The organism is Anaerosporobacter faecicola (assembly GCF_012070565.1).
GTDB lineage: Bacteria > Bacillota > Clostridia > Lachnospirales > Lachnospiraceae > Anaerosporobacter > Anaerosporobacter faecicola.
Genome location: NZ_JAAQRO010000022.1, coordinates 26,979 through 49,589, shown reverse-complemented (window position 1 = coordinate 49,589; position 22,611 = coordinate 26,979). Strand labels below are relative to the sequence as shown.

At 36.3% G+C, this 22,611-nt stretch carries 22 protein-coding genes; 21 read left to right on the top strand and 1 reads right to left on the bottom strand.

Annotated elements, in window-relative coordinates; translation table 11 throughout:
• Window positions 1–106 precede the first annotated feature (106 nt).
• From HBB17_RS08465 to HBB17_RS08410, 12 genes are all read left to right on the top strand, one after another.
• Entirely contained in the window at window positions 107–1,246 is a 1,140-nt protein-coding gene (locus HBB17_RS08465) for a BMP family lipoprotein (RefSeq protein ID WP_167957051.1), read from the top strand.
• Window positions 1,247–1,731: 485 nt separating this feature from the next.
• On the top strand, window positions 1,732–3,270 hold the full coding sequence (locus HBB17_RS08460; protein WP_167957050.1) for a YjjI family glycine radical enzyme: 1,539 nt from the start codon (window positions 1,732–1,734) through the stop codon (window positions 3,268–3,270).
• A gap of 4 nt (window positions 3,271–3,274) precedes the next feature.
• Window positions 3,275–4,168: a YjjW family glycine radical enzyme activase gene (locus tag HBB17_RS08455; protein ID WP_330588190.1), complete on the top strand. Its 894-nt coding sequence runs from the start codon at window positions 3,275–3,277 to the stop codon at window positions 4,166–4,168.
• A gap of 183 nt (window positions 4,169–4,351) precedes the next feature.
• Window positions 4,352–5,860, top strand: coding sequence for an ABC transporter ATP-binding protein (locus HBB17_RS08450; protein ID WP_167957309.1), 1,509 nt, complete (start codon window positions 4,352–4,354; stop codon window positions 5,858–5,860).
• The gene (locus HBB17_RS08445) at window positions 5,847–6,935 is read left to right on the top strand and encodes an ABC transporter permease (protein ID WP_167957049.1); all 1,089 of its coding nucleotides are present in this window, start codon (window positions 5,847–5,849) and stop codon (window positions 6,933–6,935) included. The genes HBB17_RS08450 and HBB17_RS08445 overlap by 14 nt, the downstream gene beginning before the upstream one ends.
• A gap of 1 nt (window position 6,936) precedes the next feature.
• Window positions 6,937–7,890 (top strand): ABC transporter permease, encoded by a 954-nt coding sequence (locus tag HBB17_RS08440; RefSeq protein ID WP_167957048.1) that lies wholly within the window; start codon window positions 6,937–6,939, stop codon window positions 7,888–7,890.
• 462 nt (window positions 7,891–8,352) lie between these two features.
• Entirely contained in the window at window positions 8,353–10,050 is a 1,698-nt protein-coding gene (locus HBB17_RS08435) for an aryl-sulfate sulfotransferase (protein ID WP_167957047.1), read from the top strand.
• 130 nt (window positions 10,051–10,180) lie between these two features.
• Window positions 10,181–10,375, top strand: a complete 195-nt coding sequence (locus HBB17_RS08430) for a hypothetical protein (RefSeq protein WP_167957046.1) — start codon at window positions 10,181–10,183, stop codon at window positions 10,373–10,375.
• A 148-nt stretch (window positions 10,376–10,523) separates the two neighbouring features.
• Complete coding sequence (locus HBB17_RS08425; protein WP_167957045.1) at window positions 10,524–10,727, top strand: hypothetical protein; 204 nt, start codon at window positions 10,524–10,526, stop codon at window positions 10,725–10,727.
• A 31-nt stretch (window positions 10,728–10,758) separates the two neighbouring features.
• Window positions 10,759–12,504 (top strand): recombinase family protein, encoded by a 1,746-nt coding sequence (locus tag HBB17_RS08420; RefSeq protein ID WP_167957044.1) that lies wholly within the window; start codon window positions 10,759–10,761, stop codon window positions 12,502–12,504.
• A 20-nt stretch (window positions 12,505–12,524) separates the two neighbouring features.
• Window positions 12,525–12,878 carry a manganese catalase family protein gene (locus HBB17_RS08415; protein WP_167957043.1) on the top strand — a complete coding sequence of 118 codons (354 nt, stop codon included), beginning with the start codon at window positions 12,525–12,527 and terminating at the stop codon, window positions 12,876–12,878.
• Between the two features lie 163 nt (window positions 12,879–13,041).
• The gene (locus HBB17_RS08410; RefSeq protein ID WP_167957042.1) at window positions 13,042–13,461 is read left to right on the top strand and encodes a rhodanese-like domain-containing protein; all 420 of its coding nucleotides are present in this window, start codon (window positions 13,042–13,044) and stop codon (window positions 13,459–13,461) included.
• A gap of 5 nt (window positions 13,462–13,466) precedes the next feature.
• Here HBB17_RS08410 and HBB17_RS08405 read toward each other — a convergent pair whose 3' ends face one another.
• Window positions 13,467–14,000, bottom strand: a complete 534-nt coding sequence (locus tag HBB17_RS08405; protein ID WP_167957041.1) for a DUF6512 family protein — start codon at window positions 13,998–14,000, stop codon at window positions 13,467–13,469.
• A gap of 490 nt (window positions 14,001–14,490) precedes the next feature.
• Here HBB17_RS08405 and guaA point away from each other — a divergent pair, with 490 nt between their 5' ends.
• The 9 genes from guaA (at window position 14,491) to HBB17_RS08360 (ending at window position 22,555) form a co-directional block, all read left to right on the top strand.
• Complete coding sequence (gene guaA / locus HBB17_RS08400) at window positions 14,491–16,032, top strand: glutamine-hydrolyzing GMP synthase (protein ID WP_167957040.1); 1,542 nt, start codon at window positions 14,491–14,493, stop codon at window positions 16,030–16,032.
• 142 nt (window positions 16,033–16,174) lie between these two features.
• Window positions 16,175–16,345 carry a hypothetical protein gene (locus HBB17_RS08395; RefSeq protein ID WP_167957039.1) on the top strand — a complete coding sequence of 57 codons (171 nt, stop codon included), beginning with the start codon at window positions 16,175–16,177 and terminating at the stop codon, window positions 16,343–16,345.
• 212 nt (window positions 16,346–16,557) lie between these two features.
• A complete protein-coding gene (locus HBB17_RS08390; RefSeq protein ID WP_167957038.1) occupies window positions 16,558–17,340 on the top strand; it encodes a transglutaminase-like domain-containing protein in 783 nt (260 codons plus the stop codon).
• 391 nt (window positions 17,341–17,731) lie between these two features.
• Window positions 17,732–18,151: a DUF134 domain-containing protein gene (locus HBB17_RS08385; RefSeq protein ID WP_167957037.1), complete on the top strand. Its 420-nt coding sequence runs from the start codon at window positions 17,732–17,734 to the stop codon at window positions 18,149–18,151.
• A gap of 133 nt (window positions 18,152–18,284) precedes the next feature.
• The gene (locus HBB17_RS08380) at window positions 18,285–18,659 is read left to right on the top strand and encodes a desulfoferrodoxin family protein (protein WP_167957036.1); all 375 of its coding nucleotides are present in this window, start codon (window positions 18,285–18,287) and stop codon (window positions 18,657–18,659) included.
• A gap of 14 nt (window positions 18,660–18,673) precedes the next feature.
• Complete coding sequence (gene rbr / locus HBB17_RS08375; RefSeq protein WP_167957035.1) at window positions 18,674–19,210, top strand: rubrerythrin; 537 nt, start codon at window positions 18,674–18,676, stop codon at window positions 19,208–19,210.
• Between the two features lie 393 nt (window positions 19,211–19,603).
• A complete protein-coding gene (locus tag HBB17_RS08370) occupies window positions 19,604–20,392 on the top strand; it encodes a glycoside hydrolase family 16 protein (protein WP_167957034.1) in 789 nt (262 codons plus the stop codon).
• Window positions 20,393–20,872: 480 nt separating this feature from the next.
• Complete coding sequence (locus tag HBB17_RS08365; RefSeq protein WP_167957033.1) at window positions 20,873–21,721, top strand: serine hydrolase; 849 nt, start codon at window positions 20,873–20,875, stop codon at window positions 21,719–21,721.
• A 360-nt stretch (window positions 21,722–22,081) separates the two neighbouring features.
• Window positions 22,082–22,555, top strand: coding sequence for a hypothetical protein (locus tag HBB17_RS08360; protein ID WP_167957032.1), 474 nt, complete (start codon window positions 22,082–22,084; stop codon window positions 22,553–22,555).
• Window positions 22,556–22,611 lie beyond the last annotated feature (56 nt).

The window sequence follows — 22,611 nt, the reverse complement described above, 5'->3', positions numbered from 1 at the left end:
ATTTGTTCTTGCAAAAACAGAGATTAGATAGTATCATATTAAATTGTAATGAAATGTATAAGTTTTTATTATGGTAACCAATTGGTGCAAAATAAGGAGGAAGACAATGAAAAAGACAAAATTATCTAAACTTGTAGCTCTTTCGCTTGTTGTTGTATTAGCTTTCACAGGATGTAGTTCTAAAAAGAACAACAACAACAAAAACAACAGCGCAGAGACTCCAGCAGTAGAAACAACAGATGATGCAGCAGCAACAGATGACGCAGCAGCAACAGATGATGCAGCATCTACAGACACAGCAGCTACTTCTGATTTCAAAGTAGCAATGGTAACTGACGTTGGTGGTATCAATGACCAATCATTCAACCAAGGTGCTTGGGAAGGTCTTAAGAGAGCAGAATCTGAACTTGGTGTTACAGTTGGATATCTTGAATCAGCAACAGAAGCTGACTATGCTTCAAATATCGAAACTTTAGTAGATCAAGGAAACGACTTAATCGTTGCTTGTGGTTTCTTAATGGCAGATGCTATCAAAGAAGCAGCTGAAACATATCCAGATCAAAAATTTGCAATCATCGATGATTCAACAAATGCTGATCTTTCTAACGTATCATGCTTAATGTTCAAACAAAATGAAGCTTCTTACCTTGTAGGTGTAGTAGCAGCTATGATGTCTCAAACTGGTAAAGTTGGTTTCGTACTTGGTATGTCAACTCCAGTTATGAATCAATTTGGTTATGGTTATGTAGCAGGTGTTCTTGATACAAACCCAGATGCAACTGTAGAACAATACAATGCAAACTCATTTGGCGATGCAGCAGCTGGTAAAGCAGCAGCAGTTCAAATGTTCACAAATGGTGCTGATGTAGTATTCCAAGCAGCAGGTGGTACTGGTAACGGTGTTATCGAAGCAGCAAAGGAACAAGGAAAATATGTAATCGGTGTTGATATTGACCAAGCTTACTTAGCTCCAGAAAACGTTGTAACTTCAGCAATGAAGAGATGTGATAATGCAATCTATGACTTAGTTGACAAGATGTCTCAAGGACAAAATGTAAGTGGTGTTCAAACTTATGGTATGGACAACGGCGGTGTTGATATCGCTCCAACAACTGACTTACTTCCAGAAGATGTTCTTGCAAAAGTTAATGAAGTAAAAGATAAGATTCTTGCAGGTGAAATCGTAGTTCCTGAAACTCAAGAAGATTTCGAAGCTAAATATGGTGATGTTTATACATTAGACTAATCCATAATGGATCATAAATCTGAATAGATAAGTATGCAAGGAGGCGGTCCTATAATGAACTTATGGACACCTCCTTGTTTTATGGTAAGTATGTGTATTCTTATTTACTTTAGTATGTGTTTGGCTTTAAAATGTGTGTATGTTACTTAACTCTAAGACTAAATGTTTCTGCAATGTCTCAGAGTGGCAAATGGTAGAGTAAATAAGAATGGATATATTATGGTAGAGTGTCAAATAATCACTTGACACTCGTGATACAACGTATTGTTATGGACTACTTGCTATACAATACAAAAACATTATATATTTCCAAATAATTAGGGTAGTTTTCATGTATAAAAAATTGTATAATAAACTTAGTATAGGATGACCACAGCTAAATTATGGAAAGTTAGTCAAAATCATGATTTAGTTCAACAAAAGCAAAGAATAATAAGTAGGCGTATGGGTAACGAATACTTATGTTTAGAAAAGGAGCTTAATGCATGCGAGATATTAGTATGGAACGAGTGAATGCAACAAGAGAAGACATGCTTAATACGATTAAAGATCGAACATTAACGCATGAACAAAAGGTTGCAACATTAGCAAAACAAGCAGATTCTTTATTGGAGGTACTTGATTTACCAGAAGGTTTGGATGAACGGTTAAATCTTGATCCAGCAGACAAGATCATATGTGATTTGAATGAAGGACATGCTCCTATGCGTCCAAGATATATCATTCCAGATTATGAGAAATTCATGAAGAACGGAAGTAAGTTCTTACAACTGGATCCGCCAACCGATATTTGGGAAGCAGTGAATTCCTTATTGATCTTCTATAAGAATGTGCCAAGTGTTACGAATTATCCAGTATATATCGGAAACCTTGATCAATTGTTTGAACCGTTTATCAAGGATGAAGAAGAAGCCAAAAAAGCAATTCGTCTGTTTTTGACTCATGTAGACCGAACGATTCTTGATTCGTTCTGCCATGCAAATATTGGTCCTAAAGCAACGAAAGCTGGAAAAATCATTCTGGAAGTGGAAGCCGAGCTACAGAATGCAGTACCAAATCTAACAATCAAATATGACCAAGATCTTACATCAGACGAGTTTGCCTTGTTAGCAATTGACACAGCGCTAAAAACAGCTAAACCAAGTTTTGCAAATCATAAGATGTTCAAAGAAGAACTTACGGACAACTATGTAATTGCCAGCTGCTACAATGGATTAAAATTAGGTGGCGGATCGTATACATTAGTTCGAGTATTGTTAGGTAATCTTGCAAAGAAAGCAACAAGTATTGAACACTTTAAGAAAGAAGTACTTCCAGAAACGTTAGAGATCATGGCAGCGTACATGGACGAAAGAATTCGTTTCATGGTTGAGGAAAGTGGATTCTTTGAAAGCAATTTCCTTGCAAAAGAAGGATTTATCTCCAAAGAAAACTTCACTGCAATGTTCGGTATGGTAGGAATGGCCGAATGTGTGAATACGTTACTAGAAAAAGAAGGAATAGAAGGCCGTTATGGACATTCGGAAGTAGCAGATGATCTTGGGGTAAGCATTATGGACATTATGGACGAGTTTAACCGAAATCATGTAAGTCCATATTGTTATGGAGCAGACGGTCATTTCTTACTTCATGCACAGGTTGGTATTGATCTTGATGTGAACTCCAGTCCAGGATGTCGTATTCCAATTGGAGAAGAACCAGAAGAATTAATCGATCACCTTGCACATTGTGCGAAGTTCCATAAATATTTCCCATCAGGTATTGGTGATATCTTCCCAATCGATACAACGGTTCACAAGAACATGGAATATCTGTTGGATATCATCAAAGGCTCCTTTGAGAACAAAGTACGTTATATCTCGGTATATGAGAAGGACAGTGATGTTATTCGTGTAACGGGATATCTAGTTAAGAAATCTGAGATGGAAAAACTAAAAAATGGAGAAAATGTATTACAGGATACCACAGCACTTGGTCTCGGTTCTGCAAGAAATTCTCACATATTAGAACGTAAAGTAAGATAACCGTGTGAATATACAAGGAATTGGGTACAATACCAATATAAATGGAGATTTAGTAGTGAATACAGCCATTGTTAATAAAATAATACGTTTTAGCTCTGTAGATGGTCCGGGAAATCGAACGGTCGTATTTTTACAGGGATGCAATTTCAATTGTCGATACTGTCATAATCCAGAAACCATAGGAGCTTGTAAGAATTGTGGGACTTGTGTAAGTTATTGCAAAACAGGAGCACTTACAATGGTGGAAGGAAAAGTATTGTATAATCCGGAACGTTGTGTGAATTGTGATTCGTGTTTTCATCACTGTCCACACGGCAGTTCACCAAAGACAAGATCCATGACCCCAGAAGAAGTATTTGCAGAGGTGAAGAAGAATATCCCATTCATTCGAGGAATTACCGTATCTGGTGGGGAATGTACCTTGTGGAGAGATTTTTTAGTGGAACTTTTACGGCTTGCAAGGCAGACGAATCTCTCGACCATGTTGGACAGCAATGGAACCTATGATTTTATAGAAGATCCGGAACTGTTGGATGTTGTAGACGGTGTAATGTTAGATGTGAAAGCATTTGATGGTGTAGAGCATACTAAGATTACAGGAAAGCAGAATGATCTTGTATTAAAAAATCTGAGAGAACTTGCAAAAAGAGATAAACTTTTTGAAGTTCGCACTGTTGCAGTACCAGAGTTATTTGATGTGGCGCAAACAGTGAAACAGACCAGTAAGATTTTACAAGAACTTGGAAAAGCCGGTCAAGTACGATATAAGTTAATTCGTTTTCGCCCAATTGGCGTAAGAGAGCAGTATCAAAATTATCAAGCACCAGATGATACCTTTATGGAGCAATTGCAAACAGTTGCCAGAGGACATGGGATAACAGACATAGTCATCATATAAGAAGTTACTTTCGTTTGCTTGTAGTAATTAAAATCAAGGAAACAGAGAGATTCGTTCGCCTCAAATGAGGAGTAGAATATAGCAATATAAGGGAGTAAAGTCCCAAATATAATATGTGGAAGAAGGGGGCGTTTTCGCTTGCAAAAAAATTCAAACGTAGACTTAAAAACTAAGACGATCGAGATGAAGAATATTGTTAAGATGTTTGGAAATTTTAAGGCTAATGACGGAGTGAACTTAACTGTTCACAAAGGAGAAATCCATGCAATTTTAGGGGAGAATGGTGCTGGTAAAAGTACACTAATGAACATCTTATACGGACTTTATGAGCCAACATCAGGAGAAATCTTTGTTAACGGAGAAAAAGTTTCAATCGATGGACCAAACAAAGCCATTGAACTTGGTATCGGTATGGTACATCAGCATTTTATGTTGATTCCACCATTTACAGTAACAGAGAACATCATACTTGGTATGGAACCAGTAAAAGGTATGGGTGTTGTTAATATTAACGATGCGAGAAAACGTGTTATTGAGATTTCAGAAAAATATGGTCTAAAAGTAGATCCAGATGCAAAAATTGAAGATATCTCTGTAGGTATGCAACAGAGAGCAGAAATTCTGAAAGTATTATATCGTGGTGCTGATATCTTGATCTTAGATGAGCCTACCGCTTCCTTAACTCCACAAGAAATCATAGAGTTGGTAGAAATCATGCACAACCTTACGAAAGAAGGAAAATCCATTATCCTGATCACACATAAATTAAAAGAGATCAAGGAATCTGCGGATTATTGTACGATCATTCGTCAAGGTAAATACATCAATACAGTAAATGTTGATGATGTAAATGAAAATGAACTGGCATCTATGATGGTTGGTAGAAACGTTGAATTCAAGGTAGATAAGAAAGAGATAGAACCAGGGGAAGTCGTATTGAATGTAGAAGATCTACGTGCAAAAGATTACCGTGGTGTAGAAATCTTAAAAGGTTTGAATATTAATGTAAGACGTGGTGAAATCGTTGGTATCGCAGGTATCGATGGTAATGGTCAATCAGAATTGGTTGAGATTCTTACAGGACTTCGTCGTGCAGACAGTGGTCGTGTAACATTACTTGGAGAGAATACATTTAACAAAACACCAAGAGAATGTTTTAAAAAAGGAATCTCAAGTATCCCAGAAGACCGTCAGAAACATGGTCTTGTGTTGGAGTTCTCTGTAGCAGAGAATATGGTCCTTCAAAACTTTGCAGAACCTGAGTTTGCAAACAAAGGATTTATGAAGAAAGATGCCATTAATGCCCATGCCAGTGAATTAATTGAAAAATTCGATGTTCGTCCAGCAGATTCTGCACAGAAACCAGCTGGTCAATTATCTGGTGGTAACCAACAGAAGGTTATCATTGCCAGAGAGGTAACCAATGATAAGGAATTATTGATTGCAGTAAATCCTACGAGAGGTTTGGATGTAGGTGCAATCGAGTACGTACATCGTTATATCGTTGAACAAAGAAATAAGAATAAAGCAGTATTATTAGTATCTTTTGAATTAGATGAAATCATGAGTTTATCCGATCGAATTGAAGTAATCTTCGATGGTAAGATCGTAGGCAGCGTACCTGGAAAGGATGCTGATGAGAATACATTAGGTCTAATGATGGCGGGAGGTAACACGAATGGAACAAAATAATTCAAAACCTGCAGTTAGAAAACAAAAGATCGCAAAAGACAATAAGGCATTGTATACGGTTATCTCAATCCTCGTTGGATTTGCTATCGGAGCGATCATGCTGATCGTTGTTAAGGTTAATCCATTTGAAGCATATGGATTACTACTTAAGAGTGTCTTCGGAACACCAAAGAATATGGCACAATCCGTTGTATATGCAACACCATTAATTTTAACTGGTTTGTCCGTTGCGTTCTCATTCCGTACTGGTATTTTTAATATCGGTGCTGAAGGACAATTTGTTATGGGTTCTTTAGGAGCAATGGTAGTTGGAGTTGCAGTTGATGCACCAGCCATTATCCATGTTCCATTATGTTTATTAGCTGCTGCTTTAGCTGGTGCTTTATGGGGTGCTTTAGTTGGTTACCTGAAGGCTAAGATTGGAGCCAATGAAGTATTATGTATGATCATGTTTAACTGGATCGCATATTATTTCTCTAACTATGTAGTAAAGAGCAAATTATTTAATGATACAGGAAAGCAAGTTAGTAAGAAAGTTGCAGATTCTGCAAAATTATCTGTAAACAGCTTGAAAGCTTCTCTTGGACAAAAAGTAAACTGGGGTATTATTATAGCAATCATCGCAGTAATCGTTATTTACTTAATCATTAATAAAACAACACTTGGATACCGTTTATGTTCTGTTGGTTTTAATCGAAATGCTGCAGAATATGCGGGTATCAATGTAAAAGTTGCAATCGTTTCTGCAATCGCAATTTCTGGTGCATTAGCAGGTTTAGCAGGAGCAACTCAAGTACTTGGATATAATTACAGTATTAGTGAATTCGCTGGACAAGAAGGTTACGGTTTCGAAGGAATCACCGTTGCCATGATTGGAGCAACACATCCAGTTGGGGTATTTTTCGCAGGATTGTTCTACGGAGCTATGAAATATGGTGGAAAGAACATGAACTTACTTGGCGCACCAACCGAAGTAATTGATATTATCATGGGATCAATCATCTTCTTCATTGCCATTTCAAGTATTCTAAAGACAATTCGTACAAGATTTAGTAGAAAGGGAGGTACAAAGTAATATGAATGAAATAATTAAAGATTTTGGTCTGATTTTAAATACTACTCTTATGTACACTCCACCACTATTATTCGCAGCACTTGGTTCTGTATTCTCAGAGCGAAGCGGTGTAGTTAATATCGGTATTGAAGGTATGATGACTATTGGTGCATTTGCTGGTGTTGTTGGTACTTTATTTACAAGCAATCCATGGTTAGGTTTCTTGATTGCTGGTTTAGCAGGTGGAATTTTTGGTTTGTTACATGCATTCGCAACAATTACATGTAAAGCAGACCAAACAATCTCTGGTACTGCAATCAACTTCTTGGCACCTGGTTTTGCAATCTTCTTATGTCGTGTATTATATGATTCAACAGAAACACATAGTGTGGAATTATCAGATAAGATGCCTCGTTTCTTAAATGGATTGTTCCAAGGAAGTTCAGGAATCTTTAGAAAAGGTGGTTTCCTTGATAATGTATTTAACACATATGCAACTGCTTATCTGGCATTTATCTTAGTTGCTGTTGTTTGGTTCGTATTCTATAAAACTAAATTTGGTCTTCGTATTCGTGCAGTAGGAGAGCATCCAAAGGCTGCGGATACGTTAGGAATCAATGTTATTCGTATTAGATATATCTGTGTAATTTTATCTGGTGTACTTGCAGGTTTCGGTGGTGCTTCTGTTACATTAGCAACCGTATCCCAGTATCGTCCTTCCGTTATTACAGGACAAGGTTTCATCGCCATTGCTGCTGTAATCTTCGGTAAGTTTAAACCACAAGGTGCGATGCTTGCTTGTATCCTATTTGGTTTCTGTAATGGTATTAAGGTATTCGTTGGTTCAGGAAGCGTCGTTTCTCCTCACTTAATTTCAATGATCCCTTACGTTGTAACTATCGTTGTATTGATCTTATTTGTTGGAAAATCACATGTACCAGCTGCCAACGGTAAACCTTATGAAAAATCTAGATAAGTTTGGTTTATGTAAGTAGACAGGAACGATATTACGTAGGTGAACAATTTGCGTAAGTAGATACTTTACTTAGGTGAACATTTTGCATAAGTAAACACTTTGCTCATAAGCTTCTTCCTTATAGTAGGAATCCCAACAGTTGTTGGAGATTTCCTGCAGAAGGGAAGAAGCTTTCTGTTGCTTTTGGGGAAACTTTGTGGATAAGCAATCGAAATAAGAAGATGGTTGTGGATAACAATCTTGTACCTAACCAGTTCTAATTAAAAGTAGTTGCATATGAGACAAAAGTCTCAATGAATTCTTTCAAGGTTTCTTTGACAGATGCTAGAAATATGTATAAAATAGTAGTATATGGGTGTCGATTATCATCGGTTGAATACCAGATATAGGACAATCAGTATAATGCACATGTAAGATGATGAGAATAAAATGCATTTTACATATATGCAGGAGGAGTACATCATGGAAGAGAAGAAAAAATCGAAAAAAGGGTTGTTACTTGTATTGTTATTCAGTGTAGCAGCGCTTGGCATCGCTTTAGTACTATGTGCAACCATCGGAACTGGCTTTGGAAAATCGGATTCATCGAGCAAGCAAGAAAATTATGTGGATTCCGATAATATTCAGAAGCAGGTCATGAAGACCTTAAACCTGGAAACATTAGATACGGTTTATGACACTGCCTTTCAATCTGCTGTAAAGACAAAACTAGATAAGATGAAGCAAAATTATAACTGTACGTTTGAAGATCCCCTCTTTGTTATGAATCCATTTGGAACCAATGTAACAGGTTTGTACGCTTTTTTCCGTACAGATGAGGAAACGAATATTGAGTATACGATTTCCGTGAATGATGTTTCCATACCGGAATTTACACGAAGAATGTATACCGATGAAGAAGGAAATCCGACGAAGAAACATGAAGGGCAGATTATTGGTCTGATTCAAGGTATGACCAACACAGTAACTCTTCGTCAATATGATAAAGCTGATAAATTCATTGGAGAAGCTAGCTTCAAAATTGAAGTTCCGGATTATGGAACAATTAAAGAGGAACAGCTAAAAGTAACCAATAAGCAGGATGCGAAGAAATTAAGCAATGGTCTATTTGTAATCTTTGGTTACGACCGTAGGAATAAAAAAGAACCAAGACATATGCTGTTTTATGATAACGATGGTGTCATCCGTGCAGAAGTACCACTGGATGTGTCCTATGGAGACGTAAATCTGGAAATCATTGATGGCATGTTATTCTACGCTTGCAGCGATTCTAGCTATGCCTATGTGAATCCACTTGGTCAGGTAGAAGATATCTTTAAGACGGATGGCTACACGACCCATCATGACTTTGCTTACGATGAACAGAATAAACGGATTATTGCATTAGCAACGAAAAAGAAAAGTAAGAGTAAACAGGATATTATCTTATCCTTAAACTTGAATACAGGTGACGTGGAGGAAGTGATTGATTTTGGGGATCTGATGCCAGATGTGAAGAAAGGCGCTGTCATCTCCAAAGATGCACCGGATCAGGAGGATGTGGACTGGGTACATTTCAACTCTGTACAAGTTATTAATGGACGACATCTGATCTTAAGTTCCAGAGAATTAAGCTCAATTATCCGTATTAATAATTATTATACGACACCTAAGATTGGATATATCATTGCAGATTCTGCCATCTGGAAGGGAACCCCATACAGTGGCTTAGTGCTGGATAAAGTTGGTAGATTCCCATCACAAGCAGGGCAACATTCTGTGAATTATGTGCAGGATTCGTCCCTAAAGAGTACACAATATTATCTGACCTTCTATAATAATAATTATGCCCAGCGATTATCATACCCAGATTTTGACTGGTCCTTTATTAAGAATGTTGGAATGGAGAAAAAAGATGCAGACAACTCTTACTACTACAAATACCTTGTTGATGAGAAAAAAGGTACGTACAAACTAGTGGAAAAGATTAAAGTTCCATACTCTTCTATTGTAAGTAATGTGCAGGAGTATGATGGAAACCGAGTGATCTGTTCAGGAGAAGCAGGAGTCTTTGGCGAGTATGATGAGAAGGGCAAACTGATCAGCAGATACAAGATGAAAGTAAAATACCTTACCTATCGTGTTATGAAAGAAACAATGGAGGGATATTGGTTTAACTAAATGAAAATTGACCTAGATATCATTATATTCAAAAACCACGAAAAAAGTACACAAAATTAAATATGTTTAGCATATAAGGGGAGGTTCTCTTCATATACTTATGTATAGTAAACAGATAGGAGCGTGATCTATGCATCGGAGTCTGAATGTAACCAGACATGATCTGCTGGTCAAGACTTGTCCAAGTATATCGAAGGAGGACCTCTTTCACAAACATCAATTCATATCCAGTTATCAAAAAGCAACCTTATATTCCTTGTTTGCACAGAATAAGATAACGAAGAAGCAATATGAAAAGAGTTTAGAGACGTTGAGTACAGAGTGAGTCCAATAAAGAAAATGAAATAATCCCATCTTACCGTTGGTTTTGGTAAGGTGGGATTGTTTTGTTAGAACCTATATCTTATGTTGTATATAAGGACAAATTGTATTCATATACATGCAGTAGAAGGATGAACATATAGGAGAATGGTATGGAGAAGAGAAGAAGCCATTTGGAGATTGCAAACTTAGAAAAACTAGAGGAACAAGAGCAGAAAGTGGAGATTACGCAGGAGTTTCTTATGATATATGAACATGCTCTTCTACATAATCTGTGGCAGGAAGGGAAAATGACAAGAGCAGAATATCAGTGGTGTTTGGAGGAATTAAAGAAGAAACCAATAAAAGTACGATGAGATAGCAGATTAGCTTGTGGCATTGAAAGGGATGAAAGGAGGAAGTCATATACAGATTGCAGCATATTGTAGGGTTTCCACAGAGAAAGAGGATCAAGCAAACTCTTTTGACAGCCAACAACGGTATTTTCTGGAGTATATTGAACGTAGAGAAGGGGATTCCTTATATAAAATCTATGCAGATGAGGGGCTATCAGGAACTAGTACCAAGAAGAGACGAGCGTTCAATCAAATGATTGAAGATGCCATGGAGGGAAGGTTTCAATTGATTATTACAAAGGAGATTTCCAGATTTGCAAGGAATACGTTAGATAGTATTTATTATACAAGGGAACTGAAACGACATGGTGTTGGGATCATTTTTTTAAATGATGGGATTCATACGATGGATTCGGATGGGGAACTTCGGCTTACAATTCTAGCTTCTATCGCACAGGAGGAGAGTAGACGTACCTCACAACGCGTTAAGTGGGGACAGAAGAGAAGAATGGAGCAAGGAGTTGTATTCGGAAGAAGTATGTTAGGGTATGATGTAAAAGAAGGATCTATGAAGATAAATGAAGCTGGTGCAGGGGTTGTCAGACGAATCTTTGATAAATGTCTTCTCGAAGGAAAAGGAACCTATGTGATTGCAAGAGAACTGACAGAAGAAGGGATCCCCTCCATGCAGGGAAATGGGTGGTCTAGTTCGGTAATTCTACGGATTTTGCGAAACGAAAAGTATTGTGGTGATCTGTTGCAGAAAAAAACATACACCCCAGATTATCTTACCCATGAAAAACGTTACAACCATGGACAGGAGGAATATGTCATGATTCCTGACCATCATGAACCCATTATCGATCGACAAACATTTCAGAAGGTTCAGGAAATCTTAGATGCACGGAGTACGAAGAGGAAAGGGAAGGAACAGGCATTGCGCTATAGCAATTGTTATGTATTATCTGGGAAGATACGGTGCCTGTATTGCAATCGGACTTATACAGCACGAAGCCGTATTCGGAAAGATGGTAGTGAATATCTCGTATGGCGTTGTGCCCATAAGAAAGGGTACGTGTGTGAAGAAGGCAGTGAGAAAGAGTACGATCTTTTAGATGATGAAAATAGCAGGAAAGAACAACGTAGTATGTATGTGGAAAAGCGATTGAAGAAAGAAGGGTGCATCTGGAACCAAGATTTGATGGAGATTCTTATGAAAGTAACAGAAAAGCTACCAATTACACAGGAAGTGATCGAGCAACATTTGGAGGAAGTAAGGAAAAATTATAAAAGGTACAGACAGAAAGAAGAAAACAAAAGAGTTAAAATGGAAGAAAATCGAAAACAGGCTGGAAAAAACACCTACCAGGAAAACATGGAATTACATAAAACTAGAAAAACACAAGCAGATTGTCAGATGAGAAGACAGGAGATCAAAGAATTAATCCATTTATATCAAATCGGCCATCTCAACGAAGTGGAGTTCCAAAGAGCAATGGTAAACTTAGAAGAAATATATGGAGAGCATACGAGAAAAGAAGAAGAGCGAAAGACGGAGGGGAATGTAGAGGCAAATAAAGAGAAAAAAGAGGAAGGGGAAAAAGGTCGAAAGGGAAAAACAAAGGCTGAAGGAGAGAATGTACGAGTAGGTGAACGGATGAAAGCGTGTAGAGAACAACGCTTATTATTGCGAGAATTAATTAAACAGATTACGGTTAGTGAGCAAAATATTACAATCGATTATTACGGACTAAAAGAACCGGTGAAGGTAGAAGTGGTAAGATCGATGCGCATGTAGGTACAGAAGAGTTTGCACATATGGAGATTTTAAGTGCGATTCTTTATCAATTGACCAAGGAAGTAGGTGCAGAACACACTGTTCAACAGGAAAAAGTATATGTACTTGAACGCATGGACGTCCGAAAGGAGAGAGAAATACCGGAGTTCAGATTTACATTATGCCGAAGTAAGGAAAATGTATTGATGTTTCTTCATGAGGATATGGCAGCAGAACAGAAAGCGCAGGCACTCTACGATCGCATGTTGTCACAGATTCATAATCCAGAAGTATGTGATCCCATTCGTTTCCTACGAATGCGGGAGATTGTGCATTATCAACGCTTGGGCGAAGCATTGCAACTTGTACAAGAAAAGATTGAAACTGAGGGATAAAAAGCAGGTAACAGTAGAAACTATATGTGAAACTAACTGGTTAGCCAAAGGCCAATAAAATGCACTTCATTACATGAGGTAAGGTAATGTACGTGCAAATTACGAAAGTAATTTTGGTGAAGGCATTAACCTAGGTGACACAAATCTAAATAAGGAGGAACATATGAAAAAACTGTTTTGGTTGGTTTTCTTTGCAGTTTTTATTACAGCATGCAATAGAAGAACAACGGATCAAGGAAAGGACGGTAATATGAATCGCGAACAGAATATTATTCTATATGAACAGATTACAGCAAAAGAAGCAAAGAAGCTTATGGATGAACCACAAGATGCAATTATTCTTGATGTAAGAACAGAAGAAGAATATGAAGAAGGGCATATTGACCATGCAATCTTACTTCCTCACGATCGTATCGATGAGGAAGTAAGTTCTATATTGCCCGAGAAGGACCAGATGATCTTAGTGTATTGCCGAAGTGGAGTACGGAGCAAGCAGGCTGCACTAAAACTTGCTGAACTGGGGTATACGAATATTAAGGAATTTGGCGGTATATTGGACTGGCCTTATGAGATAGAGAAGTAGGTAAGTTAAATAGTTCTACCATAAGTAAGGGTTAATGGGTCTTGAAAAATCGGAAGATGAGGTGGACTCGTCGTAAAAAAGAAAAATGCAAGTAGGAGTAGCGCAAGGAGAATACCAGTAACAAGTTTGATTATAGGAGATTGAAACCTTACATTTTCCAAGTTACGATAACTAAATATATAGGCGATTAGAATACCTATAGAAAATAGCGCAATATCCACAGGAACAAAAGAATCACCCATAATTCCTGTATATGTGTAAAAGGATACAACCACAAAGAGCATACCAATAACCATGGATACGATCTTCACAGGAAAAAATTGCTCCAACTCTTTTCCGTAGGCTAGATATTCAATAATGGTAAAAAAGAAAATGGGAACGAACAATAATTTTAGATGTTCCCATACGCTTTCGTTAACAGGAGAGAAGTAGGAGACAAGTGTATTCTGTCCAGACCAATCGTACACAAAGTGTAAGAGAGAGCCAACCACTAGGGAAAATAGAGCCCCCGCAACTTGCCAACATTTTCGGTTATTCATAAAATCCTCCTTATAGGAATAAAAGTAAAGTACTTTACATAGTAGCCATTTGGTTATACTTTTATGCAAGATTTTTTATATCTCTTGAAAGCCAAGGCATAATTGATGAAAAGTATGTGATTTACATGCATTTGTTGGCATATTCGGTGTCAAAATATATTGGAGCTAGGTATAAAAGGGGCTAAACACACAACTATAAGTGTGACGAATAAGTAATATAAGTAAATGTTAAGCATCAATGAGATGGGGTTGTAACAAAAGTACAATCATTTATGCTAAAATAATAGTACAAATGACATATTATGAAAAAATGCATTTCGCTCTAGTTAAATCAAAAATATTGTTGTATGATATATGTATTGTGTGTCGATTCATTTCAGAATACACGCATTTTCCTAAAACAGATTTGCCCGAACGATCATGCAAAAATGTTATGATGAAAATATTTGTAGCAAAACACTTATCAGATGTAAGTATAGGAGGAATTCACGTGAATAAGGAAATGGTCATCGTTCTTGACTTTGGTGGACAATATAATCAGTTAATTGCCAGACGCGTCAGAGAATGCAACGTATATTGTGAAGTATTACCTTATAATACAAGCTTAGAACGTATCAAAGAAATCAATCCAAAAGGTATAATCTTAACAGGCGGTCCTGCAAGCGTATATCTAGAGGAATCACCACGCTGTGGAAAAGAGTTATTTGAGTTAGGAATCCCAGTGTTAGGAATCTGCTATGGAGCTCAGCTGATGACGCATGTATTAGGTGGAGAAGTTAGCACAGCCCCAATTAGTGAATATGGAAAAACAATTGTGACTACAGATCCTTCTTCTAAACTCTTTGCTCATGTTGCAAGAGAAAATGTATGTTGGATGAGTCATACAGATTATATAGCAAAAGCGCCAGCTGGATTTAAGGGAACAGCGAAGACAGAATCATGTCCATTCGCAGCACTAGAATGTGAAGAGAAGAATCTATATGCCATTCAATTCCACCCAGAAGTTGTTCATACAGTAGAAGGAAAGCAAATGCTTCATGATTTCGTATTCGATGTATGTCACTGTGCAGGAGATTGGGTAATGAGCTCTTTCGTGGAAGAATCCATCAAATCCATTCGTGAAAAGGTTGGAAACGGAAAGGTATTATGTGCATTATCAGGCGGTGTTGACTCCTCTGTTGCAGCCGTTCTTTTATCCAAAGCAGTTGGAAAACAATTGACTTGTATCTTTGTAGACCATGGTCTATTAAGAAAGAACGAAGGCGACGAAGTAGAAGCGGTATTCGGACCAAATGGCGGATTTGATCTAAACTTCATTCGTGTCAATGCACAAGAGCGTTTCTACAGCAAATTAGCTGGTGTTTCAGAACCAGAACAGAAACGTAAGATCATTGGAGAAGAATTCATTCGTGTATTCGAAGAAGAAGCAAAGAAAATTGGTACCGTAGATTTCTTAGTACAAGGAACCATTTACCCAGACGTAATCGAAAGTGGTCTTGGAAAATCAGCAGTTATCAAATCTCACCACAACGTTGGAGGACTACCTGACTATGTTGATTTCAAAGAAATCATCGAACCACTTCGTCTCCTATTCAAAGACGAAGTACGTAAAACAGGTCTTGAACTTGGAATCCCTGAAAACCTTGTATTCAGACAACCATTCCCAGGCCCAGGTTTAGCAATCCGTATCATCGGCGACATCACTCCAGAGAAAGTTCGTATCGTACAAGATGCCGACTACATCTACCGTGAAGAAATCGCCAAAGCCGGAATCGCCAAAGAAATCGGTCAATACTTCGCAGCATTAACAAACATGCGCTCCGTAGGTTGTATGGGTGACGAAAGAACGTATGACTACGCCATCGCACTTCGTGCTGTAACAACAAGCGATTTCATGACAGCAGAATCCGCAGAACTTCCTTGGGAAGTACTTGGAAAAGTAACAACTAGAATTGTAAATGAAGTAAAAGGGGTTAACCGTGTACTTTATGATTGTACGGGGAAACCACCGGCTACGATTGAGTTTGAGTGATTTTAAATGCTTGAAAGCATTGATTTTAAAGGGTTTATGTAATATTTTATAAATTGAAAAGTGGGTAGTTTATGAGCTGTTTTTGATATTAGAAAATGGTAATCATGACTACTCACTTTTTTATTTTATAGGAGGTTATGATATGACAAAAGAGCCAACGAGCAATACTATTTTACCAGAGATAAAAAGAAGAAAAAGGAAGGTTTATTCTGATTATGCATTAACTAATATAAGTTATCAGAGTTTATATGAACTTTATATTAGAGAATGTAAGATTAAAGGATTATCAGAAACCACGCAAAAAGGATATTGAAGATGTTAGAACGATACTATGCTTTTAATCCTACTGACCTTGTGAATATTGTAGATGAGTATAATCCACTAGAGGACTTTAAGCCGAAAGAGAGGAAATACTAATAAATAAACGTGGAAAGGTATTTGTTTAATTGTAAATGTTGAAAAATGGAGTATTGTGTGATAAGCTTGTTTATGGATATTTATGTAAAAACAATAGGAGAGATTATTTTGAAAAAATATTTATTAGTTTTTCTATGTGTAGTACTAATGTTGCAAGGTATTTCGGTAAAAGCAGAATCAAAAACTAAAGTTTCAATATCAAGTACATCCTATAACGAACAAACTGGAACATGGGACTTTACAATTCAATCAAATAGCAATAAAAAAATTTATTACACATATTCTAATGAACATTTAGATAAAAAATGCAAGTATGTATACGATGGAGATAAAATAAGTGTTCAAGCAAGTCTGATAAATACTACTTATACAACATTAAAGTTATTTATATTTGAAAAAGACAAAATGATTAAGATGTATTATAGAATTAATAACATTGCTAATAATGTTTATGCTAAAGATTTATTGAGTTTATGTTATGATATTGTTGACACAAACGACTCTGATTATATAAAAGCGAAAAAACTTTACACTTGGATAGGTGAGAATAAACTTTATAAGTTTGAAGGAAATAAAAATAATGTCTATAATGCATTGTATGGGAAATATTGTGCTTGTAGTGGATTTGCAAGATTGTATGTAGATATGTGTAAACTAGTTGGGTTAAAGGCAGAATATGCATCAGAATATATAGTCGATTATAAATATACTGAATGGCATGCATGGGTTCATTTATACCTTGATGGAAATATCTATTTAGTAGACCCAACTTGGTCTGGTGTTTGTTTTAATAATGAAGTAAATTACAGTCATTTCTGCAATAATTCAGTTGTTAATTATGTTGTAACTGAAAAATATGACTTAAGTAGTAAGAATATCTACGAGCAATAGATAAACTTATAAGTATATATAAAATGAAAAGGATACCTTATGAATGGGGAGGTATCCTTTTATTATAGGGGGATTAGTCATTAATTTATTTTATTGTTATACAATTACATAATAAAAAGGATATTAGGTTCTATAATAAATGTTGGGGTATATATTACTATCGTATTTCCCAGCATTTTTTGTACCAGATGACAAATATCAGTCTACTATAGTAGCTTTACGGAAAGACAAGCCGAGACTAATAATCAGCCGTGGTCAGAAATCTGTCATGATAAATCCGTCATGGAAACCTATCACGGAAAAATGGTGGTGGATTATCTATCCTGTAACAGGTAATAATTGACATATGTCGGAAATGAGAGTATAATGAAAATATCAAGGAGAGTGAAATATGCCTAGACCAAAAAAATGTAGGCGAGTATGTAGAGAACCATCATTTGATTCCTTTTCCCCTAATGGTATTCCAACAGAAGGAGTTATTAGTTTATCAGTAGACGAGTATGAGGTACTACGTTTGCTCGATTACGAAAAAATGACACAAGAAGAATGTGCAACGCAGATGGAAGTAGCAAGAACCACAATAACAGATATGTATAACCAGGTACGTTTTAAGATTGCTGACGCTATTGTGAATGGAAAGCAATTGGTTATTGGAGGTGGAAATTACAAGGTTTGTGATCGAAGAGTAAAATGCGGAGGACCTAAAGATTGTCAATATACAGAGTCTTTCACAGTAAAGTGTAAATTAAAACCAAAGGGGAACAGACAGATGAGAATAGCGGTTACTTATGATAATGGAGAAAATTTTTAGCATTTTGGATATACAGAAAGCTTCAAGGTTTATGATGTTGAAGAAGGATAGGTTGTTTCTGAGCAGGTAGTAGAAACAAATGGTCAGGGACATGGAGCGTCATTAATTTAATATAAAAAAGGAGGTATTTATTATGGAACAGAAGTTTTATGTATGTGAGCATTGTGGAAACATGGTTGAGGTGATTAAGGAATCAGGAATTCCAATGATGTGCTGTGGTCAGAAGATGACAGAACTTTTAGCAGGAACTACAGATGCAGCGGTTGAAAAACATGTACCAGCTTACGTAGTAAAAGATGGAAAGGTACGTGTAAAGGTTGGAGAAGTGGAGCATCCAATGGTTGAAGATCATTTTATTGAGTGGGTTTCACTTGTTACCAATATGGGCACACAGATGAAGAAATTGGCACCAGAGCAGAAACCAGAAGCTGTATTTGCAATTTGTGAGGATGAAACAGTAGAGGCAGTATATGCGTACTGTAATCTTCATGGACTTTGGAAGAAATAGGAGGATAGATCTTTATGAAAAAATATGCAGGAACACAGACAGAGAAAAACTTAGAGACAGCTTTTGCTGGAGAATCACAGGCTAGAAATAAATATACATATTTTGCTTCCAAGGCTAAAAAAGAAGGATTTGAACAGATTGCAGCTTTGTTTTTAAAGACAGCAGATAACGAAAAAGAGCATGCCAAGATGTGGTTTAAGGAATTAAACGGTATCGGTGATACTGCACAAAATCTTGAAGCAGCTGCAAATGGTGAAAACTATGAATGGACAGATATGTATGAAGGTTTTGCTAAAACTGCTGAGGAGGAAGGTTTTCCTGAACTTGCAGCAAAATTTAGATTAGTAGCTGAAATTGAGAAACATCATGAGGAAAGATATCGTGCACTTCTTAAAAATGTTGAAGCGCAGGAAGTATTTAAAAAGAGCGAGGTTAAGGTTTGGCAGTGTCGTAACTGCGGACATATTGTAGTAGGAACAGAAGCACCGGCTGTATGTCCAACATGTGAGCATCCACAGAGTTATTTTGAGGTTCTCGAAGAAAATTATTAAAATTATGTCAAATGGGCAGACAAATTCATTATGAGTGTCTGCCTTTTTGTTTGTAGCGATTTGTATAGCCATAGCATATTATCGTATAAACGATACGCTGTCCAATGAATTAAGTGTGCTTACGATGAACGCTTCTTTGATATTCAGTTTAGAGAAAGAATTAGGTTATTCATACCAGTAAGAGCTGCTTAGGAGATAGTGGACAAAGAAAATTACGCCTGACTATAATATTATATAGAAAATTACAACTTACAAAAACCTCAAAATATAGTATTATATTTTTGAGGTCTTTTTTAAATTCTCGGATAAGGATAGAAACAGTAGGAATATTAATTTATAGAGGGAAAAAAGGAATGATAGAAACAATCTTGGGTGATGGGAGAGATAAGGCATATGAAAAAGAATGAGATAGAATCGTATCGGAAGATTATTGATGATGATTTTGAAGGAACCAAATTGGATACAAGTAAATGGCTTCCAATGTATTTGCCTCAATGGAGCAGTCGTGAAAAATCGAAACCAAGTTATAGAGTAAAAGATAGTATACTGACATTGTATATTTCAGACAATCAAGAAGCATGGTGCCCAAAATGGAACGGAGAAGTTAGGGTATCCAATCTGCAAACAGGCGTATTCTCAGGGGAGATTGGAAGTTCCATTGGGCAACATCATTTTACGAAGGAGTTGGTTGTGACAGAAAAGCAGCTATGTGAGTTTACGGCAGTGTTTCAATATGGCTATCTTGAATTGAAAGCACGTTGCCATATATCTTCCGAGAACGTTGCAGCATTGTGGTTGATAGGAGTGGAAGTAGAGCCAACACAGTCTTCAGAAATATGTCTGTTTGAACTGAAAGGCTGGAATGTGAAAGAAAAATCCGCCATTATTGGTTATGGGGTGCATCCATTTGGAGATCCGCAGATTATGGATGAATTCTACGAAGATGCGTTCTCCATTGATGTGAAAGATTGGAATGTATATGCACTTCGGTGGGATTCAGATCGAATAACATTTTATCTGAATGGAGAGGAAATTCGGACGATTAGACAGAGCCCAGATTACGCTATGCAGATTATGTTGAATCTCTATGATTTGAAAGGAATTAATAATGAAAAAAATACCTTTGAGATTGATTATGTGAGGATGTATCAAAAAGCCGATAGTATTCTAGAAACACCGTAATCAATGAATGTACATAATGATTAGGCAGGATCGAGAGTAGTCATTCAAGAGAAAAGTATTAGAAACGAATCCCTGTCTTTGAAGAAGAAGCTAAGAGATCGGCAAAGTAGACTTTCTTGCTTAGAGATTCAGTATTTCATTTTAATGATAAGGGTGAAGGAATATATCAGTATAGGTAGACTATGAGTAATAAGAAAGATTAGTTATAGTATAGTATCAACATTTCTTTTACGAGTTTGAATAGAGAAAAACAGCGGGAAGCATTTATCATATAAGTATGAATTTTTTTATGATAAGGAATTTACAGAAAATCATAAAGGGTATTATAAAATAAAGTATCTAGAAGTAAAGATTGTTAAGTTTCAAGAACTGAGGTGAGAAAGTACAACTAATATATGATAGAGCAATAAATAGAATATATTTTTTAGATAAAATATACTTTCGTTAGCGAAAAATTCGTATTTAAGGAGAAGGGGTAGAATGTTAAATCTGAATAATTTTGATAATATAAAAGTCGTACATATTACAAAGGATAACCAATTAATTTATGAATATATTAGAGAAAATGAACAAGGAACAACCGTATTTCCTGTTGGCTGCATATTCAAATCTTTTTTATCGGTTCTTGTTGGTATTGCTCTATATGAGGGAAAGATTAATAGCATAGAGGATTGTATTATTGACTATGTTTCCCATGATGAACTAGCAGATATTAATTGGTATAAATTAAAGATTAAGCATGCACTATCTAAAACTACGGGAATTATTTGGCCAGGACCGCAGGAAACGCTTCCAGCAAATATGAATGAAGTAATGAAATTGAAGTTTGGAAGTGAACCAGGCGTCTCTTTTCAATATAAGCCCGATCCACAAATACTTGTGTATTTATTGGAAGAGATATATGGCTTAGAAATAACCGAATTATTTAAATTGAAAATTATTTCACACTTTACAAATAAGGATTATGAATGGGATAGAGATGATATTCAAGGTATGAAAACATCCGTTCCGTTATTAGACGAGTTGGGACTGTTGTTTCTAAACAAAGGAGTAATAGGAGGCAAACGTTTATTCTCGGAGGAATATTATGAACAAACTATTTGTAAGTATTCTTGTGGCGGATTTCCAAAGTGTACCGCTTACGGATTAGGTTTGTGGTTGGAAAATGATACGCATACGCCATATTTTTATGCGGCTGGTTTTGGTGGGCAGGTATTGGCTGTAATTCCACAGAAAAAAATGATAATCAGTATATTGTCTGATATGGATCGGCCACATCCAGAGAATAAAGAAATAATTAAGATGGCATTGCAGAATAAGGAACTATAGGATAAAACAACAAGGAAAACATCTATTCACCAAAATAGAAAATATATTGAAAATGGGGAATAGATGGACTATATTATCTTTCGGATCACTCTTTTAAGGTTGCATAGCTGGGAATAAGGAATCCGAATTATGGAAGAACACTTGAGAATATTGTAGCCATTGAATTATTAAAAAGAGGCTACGAAATTTATGTAGGTGTTTTATATAAGAAGGAATTAGATTTCGTGGTAATTAAGGATAATGAAAGATTATATATCCAAGTTGCTAATAGTATTGAAGATGAAAAAACAAAAGAGAGACCCTAAAGCAGGATTTCATTTTAATGATAAGGGTGAAGGAATATATCAGTAGAGGGAGTCTATGAGTAATAATCGTGAATTAATGAAAGATGCAATTATAGGTATCAAGCATGCCCTGTTAACATGCGAATATGAAAAGGCCAGAGCAATACTAAAAAAGAGAAAGGTTTCATTTTCAAAAAGTCAGTATGAATATTGGAATAGGCAGATACAAGTAAATCAAAAGAATGAAGATATGAAGAATCCTACACTAGCAAGAGGAATCTTTACAACTTTTATTTGCTTAGAAGCCTTCTTTCTCTGGCTGGGGAGTTTGGCAATCATATATTATACGAATAACAACAAAGGGATTTATTTATGCGGACTTACAATCATAAGTCTACTCATCATCTGTATAAATAGAACGTTGAAAAGTCATTACGATAATAAATATGGATTTGTTGTATTTCGAAAGTATTTTCATGATTTAATAACGTTTATGAATACTTCTTATTTAACGATACTCGTTGTATTCGTGGTTTTTGTCTTTTTCTAAATGTTGATAGAGTAAGAGGCTCTTTGATGGTCTGGAGTTGAGCCGACAGAATCTTA